The organism is Cupriavidus sp. FW305-46, from assembly GCF_058787075.1.
Genome location: NZ_JBYSZI010000037.1, coordinates 58,799 through 72,209, shown reverse-complemented (window position 1 = coordinate 72,209; position 13,411 = coordinate 58,799). Strand labels below are relative to the sequence as shown.

Annotated in this window: 16 protein-coding genes; 11 read left to right on the top strand and 5 right to left on the bottom strand. The window is 69.0% G+C overall.

Going from position 1 to position 13,411, the window contains the following annotated elements:
* Positions 1 to 461 precede the first annotated feature (461 nt).
* Both AC3WON_RS18870 and AC3WON_RS18865 read left to right on the top strand, forming a co-directional pair.
* Positions 462 to 1,718, top strand: coding sequence for an allantoate amidohydrolase (locus tag AC3WON_RS18870; RefSeq protein ID WP_492320037.1), 1,257 nt, complete (start codon positions 462 to 464; stop codon positions 1,716 to 1,718).
* A gap of 57 nt (positions 1,719 to 1,775) precedes the next feature.
* Positions 1,776 to 3,044 (top strand): M20/M25/M40 family metallo-hydrolase, encoded by a 1,269-nt coding sequence (locus AC3WON_RS18865; RefSeq protein ID WP_492352479.1) that lies wholly within the window; start codon positions 1,776 to 1,778, stop codon positions 3,042 to 3,044.
* A 107-nt stretch (positions 3,045 to 3,151) separates the two neighbouring features.
* Here the strand turns inward: AC3WON_RS18865 and AC3WON_RS18860 are convergent, their stop codons facing one another.
* The gene (locus AC3WON_RS18860) at positions 3,152 to 3,733 is read right to left on the bottom strand and encodes a GNAT family N-acetyltransferase (RefSeq protein WP_492320036.1); all 582 of its coding nucleotides are present in this window, start codon (positions 3,731 to 3,733) and stop codon (positions 3,152 to 3,154) included.
* 174 nt (positions 3,734 to 3,907) lie between these two features.
* Between AC3WON_RS18860 and arsC the strand changes: the two genes are divergently transcribed.
* Complete coding sequence (gene arsC, locus AC3WON_RS18855) at positions 3,908 to 4,267, top strand: arsenate reductase (glutaredoxin) (RefSeq protein WP_035816098.1); 360 nt, start codon at positions 3,908 to 3,910, stop codon at positions 4,265 to 4,267.
* A gap of 88 nt (positions 4,268 to 4,355) precedes the next feature.
* Here the strand turns inward: arsC and AC3WON_RS18850 are convergent, their stop codons facing one another.
* From AC3WON_RS18850 to AC3WON_RS18840, 3 genes are all read right to left on the bottom strand, one after another.
* Positions 4,356 to 4,583: a hypothetical protein gene (locus AC3WON_RS18850; protein WP_010812133.1), complete on the bottom strand. Its 228-nt coding sequence runs from the start codon at positions 4,581 to 4,583 to the stop codon at positions 4,356 to 4,358.
* 207 nt (positions 4,584 to 4,790) lie between these two features.
* Positions 4,791 to 5,447, bottom strand: coding sequence for an exonuclease (locus AC3WON_RS18845; RefSeq protein ID WP_492352478.1), 657 nt, complete (start codon positions 5,445 to 5,447; stop codon positions 4,791 to 4,793).
* A 4-nt stretch (positions 5,448 to 5,451) separates the two neighbouring features.
* Entirely contained in the window at positions 5,452 to 6,102 is a 651-nt protein-coding gene (locus tag AC3WON_RS18840; RefSeq protein ID WP_492320034.1) for an MBL fold metallo-hydrolase, read from the bottom strand.
* Between the two features lie 282 nt (positions 6,103 to 6,384).
* On the opposite strand from AC3WON_RS18840, the gene AC3WON_RS18835 reads away from it, so the two are divergent.
* Positions 6,385 to 7,155 carry a septal ring lytic transglycosylase RlpA family protein gene (locus AC3WON_RS18835; protein ID WP_492352477.1) on the top strand — a complete coding sequence of 257 codons (771 nt, stop codon included), beginning with the start codon at positions 6,385 to 6,387 and terminating at the stop codon, positions 7,153 to 7,155.
* Between the two features lie 87 nt (positions 7,156 to 7,242).
* Here AC3WON_RS18835 and rsmI read toward each other — a convergent pair whose 3' ends face one another.
* Entirely contained in the window at positions 7,243 to 8,151 is a 909-nt protein-coding gene (gene rsmI / locus AC3WON_RS18830; protein ID WP_492320032.1) for a 16S rRNA (cytidine(1402)-2'-O)-methyltransferase, read from the bottom strand.
* An 18-nt stretch (positions 8,152 to 8,169) separates the two neighbouring features.
* Here rsmI and AC3WON_RS18825 point away from each other — a divergent pair, with 18 nt between their 5' ends.
* The 7 genes from AC3WON_RS18825 to AC3WON_RS18795 all read left to right on the top strand — a co-directional run bounded on the left by AC3WON_RS18825 (position 8,170) and on the right by AC3WON_RS18795 (position 13,372).
* Positions 8,170 to 8,565, top strand: coding sequence for a YraN family protein (locus AC3WON_RS18825; protein WP_492320031.1), 396 nt, complete (start codon positions 8,170 to 8,172; stop codon positions 8,563 to 8,565).
* Between the two features lie 63 nt (positions 8,566 to 8,628).
* Positions 8,629 to 9,216 (top strand): phosphoheptose isomerase, encoded by a 588-nt coding sequence (locus AC3WON_RS18820; RefSeq protein WP_492320030.1) that lies wholly within the window; start codon positions 8,629 to 8,631, stop codon positions 9,214 to 9,216.
* A 46-nt stretch (positions 9,217 to 9,262) separates the two neighbouring features.
* Positions 9,263 to 10,123, top strand: a complete 861-nt coding sequence (locus AC3WON_RS18815; protein WP_492320029.1) for a BON domain-containing protein — start codon at positions 9,263 to 9,265, stop codon at positions 10,121 to 10,123.
* A gap of 170 nt (positions 10,124 to 10,293) precedes the next feature.
* Positions 10,294 to 10,644 (top strand): c-type cytochrome, encoded by a 351-nt coding sequence (locus AC3WON_RS18810; protein ID WP_010812125.1) that lies wholly within the window; start codon positions 10,294 to 10,296, stop codon positions 10,642 to 10,644.
* Positions 10,645 to 10,659: 15 nt separating this feature from the next.
* Positions 10,660 to 11,925, top strand: a complete 1,266-nt coding sequence (locus AC3WON_RS18805) for an FCSD flavin-binding domain-containing protein (protein ID WP_492352476.1) — start codon at positions 10,660 to 10,662, stop codon at positions 11,923 to 11,925.
* 89 nt (positions 11,926 to 12,014) lie between these two features.
* A complete protein-coding gene (locus tag AC3WON_RS18800) occupies positions 12,015 to 12,905 on the top strand; it encodes an O-acetylserine/cysteine exporter (protein ID WP_010812123.1) in 891 nt (296 codons plus the stop codon).
* 47 nt (positions 12,906 to 12,952) lie between these two features.
* Positions 12,953 to 13,372 (top strand): ArsR/SmtB family transcription factor, encoded by a 420-nt coding sequence (locus AC3WON_RS18795; RefSeq protein WP_011616199.1) that lies wholly within the window; start codon positions 12,953 to 12,955, stop codon positions 13,370 to 13,372.
* Positions 13,373 to 13,411 lie beyond the last annotated feature (39 nt).

Below are 13,411 nucleotides of genomic sequence, written 5' to 3'. Positions count from 1 at the left end.
GCCGGGGCGGGGCTGCGAGGGAACTGCATGCTGCATGGTTGTCTCCGTACCGGGCCGGTCCGGCGCCTGTCCATTGGCTGGCGCTGGCTGGCCCATCTGATCCAGGAATCACCGGCGGCCCCGTACTGCTCTACTGGCGGGTGGCTGCCGGCCTTACGTTCCGTGCTGGCTTCCGGGTCGGGAGCGCGCCACTTCGCGGATAGCCCCCCTGTTGAGGCGGAATCCACGCAATCGCCTGTCCGGACCGGATTGTCCGCGGCAAATTGTCTGAACGTGGAAGCGAATATAGTGCATATCATTTTTGTATGCAATTTTTGAATTCACTGTGCTAACATGAATCGCACAGAATAGAGCTTCGGCCCGGGCGCCACGCCCGCGCCGGCAGGCCTTGCGGCAGACGCCGGCGGGCCTTGCCGGACCACCCGCCGCGGCGTTCACGCACTTCCAGCAGGAGACAACGCATGGCAGCAAATCCGTCGCCGTCCGCCGCAGAGACTGGCACGCGCATCATGGCCTGGGCCGACGCCCTGGCCGTCCACACCGAGCAGCCCGGCATGCTCACCCGTACCTACCTGACCGAGGCCCACCACGGCGCCGCCGCGCAGCTGACCGAATGGATGCAGCAGGCCGGCATGACGGTGCGGCGCGACGCCGCCGGCAACGTGATCGGCCGCTATGAGGGCACCACGCCCGACGCGCCCGCGCTGCTGACCGGTTCGCACTTCGACACCGTGCGCGACGGCGGCCGCTATGACGGCAACCTCGGCGTGATCCTGCCGACCGCGTGCGTGGCCGAATGGAACCGCCAGGGCAAGCGCTTCCCGTTTGCGATCGAGGTGGTCGGCTTTGCCGAGGAAGAGGGCGTGCGCTTCAAGGCCACGCTGCTGGGCAGCCGCGCCATCGCCGGGACCTTCGACAACAACGTGCTCGACAACGTCGACGACTCCGGCAAGACCATGCGTGAAGTGATGCGCGAGGCCGGTTTCGACGCCGCTGCCTTGCCCGCCGCCAAGCATGACCCCAGCAAGGTCGCGGCCTTCATCGAAGTCCATATCGAACAAGGTCCGGTGCTGCTCAATGAAAACCTGCCGGTGGGCGTGGTGACCGCCATCTCCGGCGCCACCCGCTTTATCGTCGAGCTCGAAGGCCTGGCCGGCCACGCCGGCACGGTGCCGATGGACATGCGCCGCGACGCCGCCATGGCCGGGGCCGAGATCGGCCTGTATATCGAGAAGCGCTGCGGCGGCAAGCCGGGCCTGGTCGGCACGGTCGGCCAGTTCAACGTGCCCAACGGCGCCGCCAACGTGGTGCCGGGCCGCGCCGTGTTCTCCATCGACATCCGCGCCGGCGCTGACGCCGAGCGCGAGGCCGCCGTCAACGACGTGCTGGCCGAGATCGAGCGCGTGTGCGCGCGCCGCAACGTGCGCACGCAGGTGCGCAAGACCCATGAGGCGAAGAGCGTTCCCTGCGCCCCGTGGCTGCAAGAGCAATGGGCCGCCGCGATTGCCCGCCAGGGCGTGCCGGTGCGCCACCTGCCGTCGGGCGCCGGCCACGACGCCATGGCCATTGCCGCCATCGCCGACGTCGCCATGCTGTTCGTGCGCTGCGGCAACGGCGGCATCAGCCACCATCCCACCGAAACCATGACCGCCGAGGACGCCGCCCTGTCCGCGCGCGTGTTCAGCGATTTCGTCGAGCACTTCCGCCTGCCGCAGTAAGCCAGCGCAGATTCCCCGGAACCCACCCGAACCCCTCCGTAGTTGAGAGAACAAGTCATGACCGCACGAGACAATATGAACCCCACTGAAACCACGCTGACGCAGTTCATCGACCAGCACCGTCCGCAACAGGAAGCCTTCCTGGCCGAACTGGTCAAGGTGCCCTCGGACAACCCCGCAGGCGACTGCGACGCCCATGGCAAGCGCGCCAAGGAACTGCTGGAGGGCCTGGGCTTCACGGTGGAGGCGCACAAGGTGCCGGACGAGCTGGTGAAGGCAGCCGGCATGATCAGCGCCACCAACCTGATCGTGCGCAAGCAGTTCGGCACGGGCGGCCCGACCATCGCCATGAACGCCCACGGCGACGTGGTGCCCCCGGGCCTGGGCTGGACCAAGGACCCGTACGGCGGTGAAGTGGCCGACAGCGAGCACGGCCCGGTCATGTACGGCCGCGGCGTGGCGGTGTCCAAGTCTGACTTCGCCACCTACACCTACGCCGTGCTGGCGCTGATGGAAGCCGAGAAGCAGGGCGCCAGGATCAACGGCGCGGTCGAGCTGCAGTTCACCTATGACGAGGAAACCGGCGGCGACATCGGTCCCAAGTTCCTGCTCGACAACAACCTGAGCAAGGCCGACTACGCCATCTCGGCCGGCTTCTCGTACGGCATCACCTCGTCGCACAACGGCTGCCTGCACGTCGAAGTGACGGTCAAGGGCAAGCAGGGCCATGCCGCCATGCCGCATACGGGGGTGGACGCGATCGAAGCCGCCACCCACATCCTGCAAGCCATCTACGGCCTGCGCGCCGAGCTGGCCACGCGCAAGTCGAAGGTGCCGGGCATCGACACCGCCACGCTGAACGTCGGCCTGATCAAGGGCGGCATCAACACCAACGTGGTGCCTGACCTGGTGACCTTCCGCGTCGACCGCCGCATGATCCCCGAGGAAATCGGCTTCGACGCCGAAGGCGAGATCCGCGCCGTGGTGGAAAAGGCCGCCAAGGACCGTCCGGGCATCGAGGTGAAGGTCGAGCGCATCATCCTGGCCGAGCCGCTATCGGAACTGCCGGGCGTGGAAAAGCTGATCGGCGCGCTGAAGAGCCGTGCCGAATCCGTGTTCGGCGTGGAGATCCCGGTGCAAGGCGTGCCGCTCTACACCGACGCGCGCCACTACACCAAGCGCGGCATCCCGACCGTGCTGTACGGCGCCGGCCCGCGCACGCTGATGGAAGCCCGCGGCCATAACTCGGACGAGAACCTGCGCCTGAACGACCTGAACCGCGCGACCAAGGTGGTGGCGCTGGCGCTGTCGGACCTGATGAAGTAAGGCTTGGGCGCCGGCAGGCGCCGGGCTTTGCTGCGCAAGACGCCACGGAGGAATCCGTGGCGTTTTTGTTCTTTGGGGCTTGGCTGAAGCCGTGCAGGTCGATCCGCCTACGCCGGCAGCGTCGTCGCCCCCACCCCCAGCATCCGCTGCATCAGCACCGTATCGATCCATTGCCCGTGCTTGAACCCCACCGCCTCCAGCCGGCCGACGGTGCGGAAGCCCAGGCGCTCATGCACGGCCAGCGAACCGGCGCCTTCGCCGCCGGCGGTGCAGGCGATCACGGCGACCATCTGGCGCCAGGGACCGGTCTCGCAGCGGGCGACCAGTTCGGCCAGCAGGGCCTGGCCCAGGCCCTCGCCGACGCGGCGGTGGTCGATATAGATTGAATCCTCGATGGCAAAGCGGTAGGCGCTGCGCGCGCGGTAGGACGATGCATAGGCATAGCCCAGCACCTCGCCGTCGCGCACGGCGACCAGGTAGGGCAAGCCCTTGCGGTGGACTTCGGCAAAACGCAGCTGCATCTCGTCCAGGCTTGGCGGCGTTTCCTCGAACGAGGCGCGGCCGTGCAGCACATGGTGCGCGTAGATGGCGTGGATGGCAGGAACGTCGGCGGGTATGGCGTCGCGCAGGGTGAAGGGTTTGCGTGTACCGGCGGACGGCGTCGTGGCGGAAACGGTAGTGGAAGTCATCGGGAATGGTGCCCTATGCAAGGACTTGGGGCAACGCAGGATGCGTGCCGGGCACATGCACCAGCGTGATGCTGCGCGAGGGCCGGTGTCTTGTATATAGTGCGGATTGATTTGCACCGCATTAGTGCCAACGCCCCGGGGCGGGGCACGGCAACGACAAGAAAGGACCATGCCATGATCACCATCTACCACAACCCCCGCTGCTCCAAGTCGCGCGAAACGCTCGCCCTGGTCCAGGCCGCCAGCGAGCGGCTGGGCGAACCGGTGGAAATCGTGGAATACCTCAAAGAGCCGCCGTCGCTGGCCACGCTGCGCCAGTTGCACACCATGCTGGGCGTTCCGGTGCGCGAGATGCTGCGCGACAACGAAGCGCCGTACGCCGAGCTGGGCCTGGCCGATCCCGGCCTGACCGAGGCCGAGCTGCTGGCCGCCGTGGCCGACAACCCGATCCTGCTGCAGCGTCCGGTGGTGGTGCGCAACCGCCGCGCCGCGATCGGCCGGCCGCCCGAGAACGTGGCGCCGCTGCTGGCCTGAGCCAGGCCATGCACGGCACCAAATAAAACCGGCCCCCACGTGGTGGGGGCCGGCCGGTGCTTGAGGCAAACAGCTTCAGGCGGGTCGTCTAATGAACACCCAGCCAGTGCATGGCCTCCTGACCGAAAGCGATGGCCGCCAGCACGACCAGTAGCACCACCAGCGTCACCGTGCTGACGTATAGCGTGGCCTTGGCGACTTCGGCGTCCTCATCCGAGGTGTGGCGATGGGTGATGGGCGTGGCGCCCCGCGTGGCATGCGGCCAATGGATCCGGCCGGCCAGGTCTCTCAAGTGCAGGTCGGTATGAAAACGCATGATCGACACCTCCTCGGCAGGCGCCGCGCGATCCGGGCAACATGGCTCAAACGGCATATGGCGTGGCTGCGCAAGTGCGCCGGATAGTCTGTGGCTCGTTTCGCCCGGTACGCCATATCCGCTTCTACTATAGGCGCGCTGGCGTGAGATGCGAACGCAAAGCCTGCAAGGGGCGTGCCGCCGTGGCTGCCGCGGCGCAGCAACCGTTCAGGGCTGCCCGGACGAAGGTGAGGGCTCGCTAGCGTCCGCTGCGGCATCGGACGCCAGGCTGGTCAGTGCGGCCTCGCGCTCACGCAGCGCAGCGAGCATGTTGCAGAACAGCGCACCCTGTTCGAGCGCATCGTCCAGCGCCACATGGGTGTGCGGCAGCGGATCCATCCAGGCGGCCGGGAAGGCCGCCTTGACGGTCCTGCGGTAGGGGCGCCCGGTCAGCGCAAAGCCCAGCGTCTTGATGTCGAGGGCGGCCCAGCCAAAGGGCGAGCGCCCGGCGAAGCGCATCATGTACCAGAACATCCAGGTGAAATCGAAGCCGGCCGGAAAGGCCACGAAGACCGGCTTGCCGGGCAGGCTCTCGACCCATTCGACATAGCGGACCATGGCGTCCTCGGGGCGCTGCAGGTCGCGCCGGCAGGCGCTCCAGGCTTCGGGCTGGGTTTGCCACCACTGCATCTGCACCGGGTGGCCGGCGGCGCTGGGCAGGGTCTCGAGGTTGGCGGAGAACGTGCCCACCACGGTCTTGTCCGCCAGCATTGCCGCGGACGCGAACGACAGCATCGAATGCGGGCCCGGGATCGGGCCGTCGGCTTCCACGTCGGTGCTGACGTAGATCTCCGGGCGGGTGTCGGGCGCCTGTCGCTTGGCCACGGCCTCAGCCCACGTCGGTCAGGTGATCGGCCACGAACGGGTTATTGCGGCGTTCCTCGCCGAAGGTGGAGACCGGCCCGTGCCCGGGGATGAAGGTCACGTCCTCGCCCAGCGGCCACAGCCGCGTGCGGATCGAGCGGATCAGGTCGGCGTGGTTGCCGCGCGGAAAGTCGGTGCGGCCGATCGAGCCGGCGAACAGCACGTCGCCCACCACCGCCAGCCGGTTGGCGCGCGAGAAGAACACCACGTGGCCGGGTGTGTGGCCGGGGCAGTGGTAGACCTCCAGCGTCTCGTTGCCGAACTGCACGGTGTCGCCGTTCTCCAGCCAGCGGTCTGGCTCGAAGCTCTCGGCGTGGCCGAAGCCGAAGCGGCGCGTCTGCTCGGGCAGCTGCTCGATCCAGAAGCGCTCGTCCTGCTGCGGGCCTTCGATGGGGATGTCCAGCTCGCGCGCGAGCGCCGCGGCGCCGGCGCAATGATCGACATGGCCATGCGTCAGGAAGATCTTTTCCAGCGTGACGCCTTGCTCCCTGACCGCCGCGCGGATGCGGTCCAGGTCGCCGCCGGGATCGCAGACCGCGGCGCGGCCGGTGCTTTCATCGATCAGCAGCGAACAGTTTTGCTGGAAGGGCGTGACGGGAATGAGCAGGGCTTTCATGGACGATTTCTTGTGCGCCGGGCGCCTTCTGGCGGGGTGCCACGGACTGGCCCGCACGGACGGCGGGCGGGTGCCCAGCATTGTAGCGCCGGGCGGCGATTCACCGCCCGCGATGCAGGTCGGGTGCTTTATGCGTTACCCGCGCGAAAACCCCGTCTCGGGCGGGAATCCCTTGCCACAAGCGGGATTCCGGGCAGATAGGTCACGATGGTGCGAAATCGCACAGATTTCGTAACAAAATGAAAGAGATAGTCGTAAAGACTCAATGTTAGACTGCCGCCCATGTTACGGATCTCCGCTCTCGCCAAGCGCTGGCAACGGCTCGCCAAGCTCGGCGCATGCACCGCATGCGCCGTGGTGCTGGCCGCCTGTGCCACGCCCCCTGAAGGCGACAACGCAAGCAACGACAACGCTGGCGCCGTGCCCACGCGCGCGGCAAAGAACGGCAAGGCCGGCAAGACCGATCGCACCGACGCAGACAACAAGTCCGCGCGTGCCTCGGACGGCGGCAGCTGGAACCTGTTCGGCTATGACGCTGACGAAGGCCGCAGCGGCAGCTCGCTGGACGGCCTGCGCGCCGATATCGGCACGTTCGAGCAGCGCGGTGTTTCGTCGTGGTACGGCAAGGGCTTCCACGGCCGCAAGACCGCCAACGGCGAACGCTTCGACATGCGCGCCATGACGGCCGCCCATCCGTCGCTGCCGCTCGACAGCTGGGTGCTGGTGCGCAACCTGCGCAACAACAAGGTGGCAGTGCTTCGCATCAATGACCGCGGGCCGTACCACGGCAACCGCGTGCTGGACGTGTCCTACGGCGCCGCGCGTCGCCTCGGCTTCGTCGAACGCGGCGCCACCAACGTCGAAATCCGCCGCCTGACGCGCACCGAAGTGGCCGCGCTGGGTCCGCAGATCGATGCCGGCGGCACCGAGGCCGGCGACGGCAGCGGCGACGACGACGTATCCGTGCCGGAACTGGCCAACTCGCTGGCGCCCGCCAAGGCGCGCAAGTCGACCAAGGCCGGCGGCAAGACCGTCAAGCGCACACGGCGCTGACCAGGGCAGCGCCGCCGCATGCCGCCGCGCGCTGACACTTCTGCTTTACCTTGCTCCTCCCAATCCCGGGATCACGCGCGCACCGCGTCAGTCCTCTGCCTGCCCCGCGCGCTGCGCCAGCGCCAGCTGGTAGAGCGCATCGGTGCCGGCGCCGGTGATCGCGGCCGCCAGCTTGGCGGCGCGCTTGGCCGGCAGTTCCGCCAGCAGCAGCGCCAGCACGCGCTGGGCTTCGGCATCCGGCAAGCCATCCGCGGCAGTTGCGGCGCCAGCGCCTTCCACCACCAGCACGAATTCCCCCTTGGCCCGGTTCGGGTCGGCGGCCAGCCAGGCCGGCGCCTGCGCCACCGGCAGCACCGCGATGTCCTCGAACAGCTTGGTCAGTTCACGCCCGACCAGCAGCCGGCGCTCGGCTGGCAGGCCCGTGGCCAGCGCTGCCAGCGTGTCGGCAATGCGGTGCGGCGCCTCGTAGCAGACCCAGGCGTGGTCCAGCGCCGCCAGCCGGGCGATGGCCTCGGTGCGCGCCTTGGGCTTGCTGGGCAGGAAGCCGACAAAGGTGAAGCGGCCTTCGCCGGCATCGAGCATGTCGCCCGCCACCGACAGCGCGGCCACCGCGGCACTGGGGCCGGGCAGCGGCACCACCGGATGGCCGGCGGCGCGCACCGCCTCGACCAGGCGCGCACCCGGGTCGGAGATGCCCGGCGTGCCGGCGTCCGAGACGTAGGCGATGCGCTCGCCGGCCGCCAGGCGCGCCGCGATGCGGCCCGCGGCCTCGCGCTCGTTGTGCTCGTGCACGGCCACCAGCGGCCGCTGCAGGCCCACGCGCGACAGCAGCTGGCCGGTATTGCGGGTGTCTTCACAGGCCACGGCGTCAGCCAGGCCGAGCACATGCAGCGCGCGCAGCGACAGGTCGGCGACGTTGCCGATGGGCGTGGCCACGACATAGAGGGTGCCGGCCGGGTAGGACTGGCTGGCCGCCAGGGAGATCCAGTCACTCATGCTTGAGAACTTCCGTTGATGCCATCATTCAAATCCACCACGCAGTTGCAATCCACACAGCTACGCGGTGCGCAGGCGGAGGACCGGGCCCTGGCACACCTGCGGCGCCAGGGCCTGGAGCCCGTGGTCCGCAATTATCGCTGCAAAGGCGGCGAGATCGACCTGGTCATGCGCGCGCCGGACGGCACGCTGGTGTTCGTGGAGGTGCGCCAGCGCAGCGGGCGGGGCTTCGGCGGCGCGGCCGCCAGCGTCACGCCGGCCAAGCAGCGGCGCGTGCTGCTGGCGGCAGCGCACTACCTGGCCACGCTGGCGCAGGTGCCGCCGTGCCGCTTCGACGTGGTGGCCCTGGAACCCGGCCGGCTGGACTGGCTGCAGCATGCCTTTGACCAGGATGCCGCCGGGGCTGGTTCATAATGCGCGGCAGACCCTAAGGTACGATCCGCGGATCGCAATGGCAACAACAAGGCCCCCAGAGCCATGAGTATCGACAGTATCCAGCAACAGTTTCTAGACAGCGCCGAGACCAAGCGACAGGCCGCGGCGGTGATGGCCCCCTATATCAACGCCGCCGTGGAACGCATGGTCGGCGCGCTGACCAGCGGCAACAAGATCCTGGCCTGCGGCAACGGCGGCTCCGCAGCCGATGCGCAGCACTTTGCCGCCGAACTGGTCGGGCGTTTCGAGCGCGAGCGCCCCGGCCTGGCCGCGATCGCGCTGACCACCGACAGCTCGATCCTGACCGCGATCGGCAACGACTATGACTTCAGCAAGGTGTTTTCCAAGCAGGTCGAGGCGCTGGGCCAGCCCGGCGACATCCTGCTGGCGCTTTCCACCTCGGGCAATTCGGCCAACGTGATCGCCGCCATCGAAGCCGCGCGCCAGCGCGAGATGGCCGTGGTCGCGCTGACCGGCAAGGGCGGCGGCACCATCGCCGGCCTGCTCGATGAATTCGATATCCACCTGTGCGTGCCGAGCGAGCGCACCGCGCGCATCCAGGAAGTGCACCTGCTGACCCTGCATTGCCTGTGCGACGGCATCGACGAGGCACTGCTCGGGGAAGCCTGATGCTGCCTTCCTCCCATTCCCAACATCCAGCCACAGCAAGGACCGCATGACGAACCTGCCCACTACGCAAGCCCCCCGGAACGGCGCCGGCGCGCGCCATCCTTCCCGCACCGCCGGTCTTGGCCGCGCCAGCCTGGCCGCGGCGGCCGTGCTGGTCTGCGCCACCCAGCTCGCCGGCTGCTTCCCCGTGATCGCCGGCGCCATGGGGACCGGCGTGGCCATGGCCACCGACCGCCGCCCGGCCGCCACCCAGACCGTGGACCGCGGCCTGCAGCTCGAGGCCGAAAACACCATCAACTCGCGCTACCGCGGCCAGGCCCGCGTCAACGTGACCGTGTTCAACCGCAAAGTGCTGCTGACCGGCGAAGCCAGCAACGACACCGTCAAGCAGCAGGTCGAGCAGTATGTGCGTGGCCTGCAGAATGCGCGCGTGGTGATCAATGAGCTGGAGGTCGTCAGCTCGCCGGGCTTCATGACCCAGAGCCAGGACGCCTACCTGACCAGCAAGGTCAAGACCCTGCTGATGACCGCCGACGGCGTGCCGTCCAACTCGATCAAGGTCACCACCGAGAAGAGCGTGGTCTACCTGCTGGGCGTGGTCACCGCCGCCGAGGGCGACCGCGCCACCGACGTGGCGCGCAATGCCTCGGGCGTGACCAAGGTGGTCAAGGCCTTCGACTACGTCAACGACACCGAGCGCGCGCGCCTGGACTCGGCTTCCACCTCGCAGAACCCGTCGTTCGACGGCAGTGTCGGTACGCCGGCGCCGGTGCAGTCGGTGCCGGGCGTGGGCGGACCGATCGATGCGCCGGCCGGGGCCGCCACGGGCACCACCGCGACCACCAGCCCGGTCGCCGCACCGGTGACTTCGCCGGTGACGCTGCCGCCGGGCCGCAACCTGCCCTGAGCACGCGCCCGGTCCAGCTTCCGGGGCCGGTCCCGACGGCGTCCGCTCATGCGGACGCCGTTTGTCCTTCTGCGGTTTTCACCGCACACGGTCCCTGCCCGATGTGCTACGGTAGCCACGCCGGCCGCCCCCAAGCGGAACCCAGCGCCGGTCCCACACGGAGCGAGACCATGACAATCTTCCCCCGGCCCGCTGTGTTGCTGCGGCTGGCGCTGCTGGCCGCGGCGCTGTGCGGCGCCCAGCCGGCGCTGTCGGCAGACAGCGCCGCCCCTGCCACCGATGCCGCGCTGCGGGCGCGCAGCCAGGCCGCCGCCTGCACCAGCTGCCACGGCCCCGCCGGGCGCGCGCCGGCGGGCAGCACGATCCCGCCGCTGGCCGGCCGCCCGCAGGCGGAACTGGCCGCGCAGATGCAGGCCTTCAAGGCCGGCACGCGGCCGGCCACGGTGATGCACCAGATTGCCAAGGGCTACAGCGACGACCAGATCGCGGCCATCACGGCGTGGTTCGCCGCGGTGCGCTGACAGCAGGGGACTACCATGCAAAGACGAAGCTTCCTGGGCGCTGCGGGCGCCGCAGTACTGGGTTCGGTCGGGGTCCGGGCGGCACGCGCCGCGGCGCCGGCCAGGGTGGTGGTGGTGGGTGGCGGCTACGGCGGCGCCACCGCCGCGCGCTACCTGCGCGAGTGGAGCGGGCAAGCGATCGAGGTCACGCTGGTCGAACCCAATCCGGCCTTTATCTCCTGCCCGCTGTCGAACCTGGTGCTCGGCGGCAGCCGGCAGCTGGCGGACCTGACCTTGCCGTACGACGCGCTGGTGCGCCGCCACGGCGTGCGCCTGGTGCGCGATACCGCCGTGGCCATCGACCCGGCCAAACGGACCGTGCGCCTCGCAGGCGGTGCCACGCTGCCCTACGACCGCCTGCTGCTGTCGCCCGGCGTCGAAATGATGAGCGATGCGCTGCCCGGGCTGAAGCAGCCCGGCGGCGACCAGGTCCTGCACGCCTGGAAGGCGGGCCCGCAGACCGTGGCGCTGCGCCGCCAGCTGGAGGCCATGCCGGACGGCGGCACCTATGCCATCAGCGTCCCGCTGGCGCCGTACCGCTGCCCGCCGGGACCCTACGAGCGCGCCTGCCAGGTGGCGTACTACTTCAGGCAGCACAAGCCGCGCAGCAAGGTGCTGATCCTGGACGCCAACCCCGACATCACCTCCAAGGCCGGGCTGTTCCGCAAGGTGTGGGCGTCGCAGTACCCGGGCATGGTGGAATACCGGCCGCAGTTCAACGCGGTGGATGTGGACCCCGCCACGCGCACGCTCAAGTTCGAGGTGCAGGACGACGAGCGTGCCGACGTGCTCAACGTGCTGCCACCCCAGCGCGCCGGTGCGATCGCGGTGTCGGCGGGGCTGGCCACGGCCAATGGCAAGTGGTGCGAGGTGGACTTCGTCACCTTCGAGTCGCGCGCCACGGCCAATATCCACGTGATCGGCGATGCCATCCAGATCGCGCCGCTGATGCCCAAGTCGGGCCATATGGCCAACCAGCATGGCAAGGTCGCGGCCGCGGCCATGGTCGCACTGCTGTCGGGCCGGACACCCGATCCGCAGCCGCTCTACAACAACACCTGCTACAGCTTCACCTCCGACCGCGAGGCGGTGCACGTGGCCAGCGTGCATCGCTATGACGCGGCGCAGAAGACCATGGTCACGGTGCCGGGATCGGGCGGGCTGTCGGAGGCGCCGAACCAGCTCGAAGGCGACTACGCACTGGCATGGGCCAAGGGCATCTGGGCGGAGATGCTGGGGTAGGTGCAGGGCGGGCCATGCCCCGAAGGCCGGGGGCTGCTACCCTACGGGTTTTGTCCGGCACTGCGCCGGGCCGCGCCCCCAGCCTCCTCATGCAAGCCAGAGACCGTCTACTCGCCCTCGCCATCGTCTGCGTCTGGGGCGTCAACTTCGTCGTCATCAAGGTTGGCCTGGCGGACATGCCGCCGATGCTGCTGGGTGCGCTGCGCTTTCTGCTGGTGGCGTTCCCGGCGATCTTCTTCGTGCCGCGCCCGCGCGTGCCGTGGCGGCTGCTGCTGGCCTACGGCGTCACCATCAGCCTGGGCCAGTTCGCTTTCCTGTTCTACGCCATGGCGGTCGGCATGCCGGCCGGCCTGGCCTCGCTGGTGCTGCAGTCGCAGGCCTTCTTCACGCTGGCCATTGCTGCGCTGTGGCTGGGCGAGCCGGTGCGCTGGCACAACATCGCGGGCATGGCGGTGGCGGCGGGCGGGCTGGCCCTGATCGGGGCCGGTGCCGGCAGCGCCGGCGGCATGAGCGTGGCGGGCTTCGTGCTGACGCTGTGCGCGGCGTTCTGCTGGGCCAGCGGCAATATCGTCAGCAAGAAGATCGGCCCGGTCGACCTGCTGGGGCTGGTGATCTGGGGCGCGCTGATCCCGATCGTGCCGTTCGCGCTGCTGTCGCTGTGGGTCGAGGGCCCGGCGCGCATCGTGCAGAGCGTCACCCATGTGTCGGGCATGGCCGTGTTCGCCGTGGCTTACCTGGCCTTTGCGGCGACGGTGTTCGGCTACACCATGTGGGGCCGGCTGCTGACGCGCTACCCGGCCAGCCAGGTGGCGCCGCTGACGCTGCTGGTGCCGGTGGTGGGGCTGGTGTCGGCGCATGTGCTGCTGGGCGAGGACCTTTCCGGCGCGCAGTGGGCGGGCGCGGCAGTGGTGATGGCCGGGCTGCTGCTCAATGTGTTCGGCCAGCGCCTGTGGGCGGGCAGGGCGCTGGCGCGCCGCTGATTCTCCCGCCGCGCTTATGCTGTGCTGCATCAGTGGGTAAACACTATATGCGCATTCACGCATATACGAATATATTGGATGCCATGGAAGAGCTGGATCGCGTATTCGAAAAGGTATCGGGCTACTTCAGCCTGTTGGCGGAGCCGACGCGGCTGAAGATCCTGCACGCCTTGTGCGATGGCGAGAAGCCGGTCAGCACGGTGGTCGAGACGGTGGGTTCGTCGCAGACCAATGTGTCGCGGCATCTCAACGCGATGTACCGCTCGGGCGTGCTGTCGCGCCGCAAGGAGGCGAACCTGGTGTTCTACGCCATTGCGGACGAAAGCGTGATCGAGCTGTGCCGCACGGTCTGCGTGCAGGTGGCGAGCCGGCTGGAGGACAGCGCCTTGCCCTCCGGCGTGGTCGACCGCTTCATGGCACAGCCGGCACCCGAAGCCCCGGCGCGCAGGCGGCGCACCGCAGGCTAGCTCAGCTCTTCCGGTAAACGGATCGCTGCCGCACCCGCT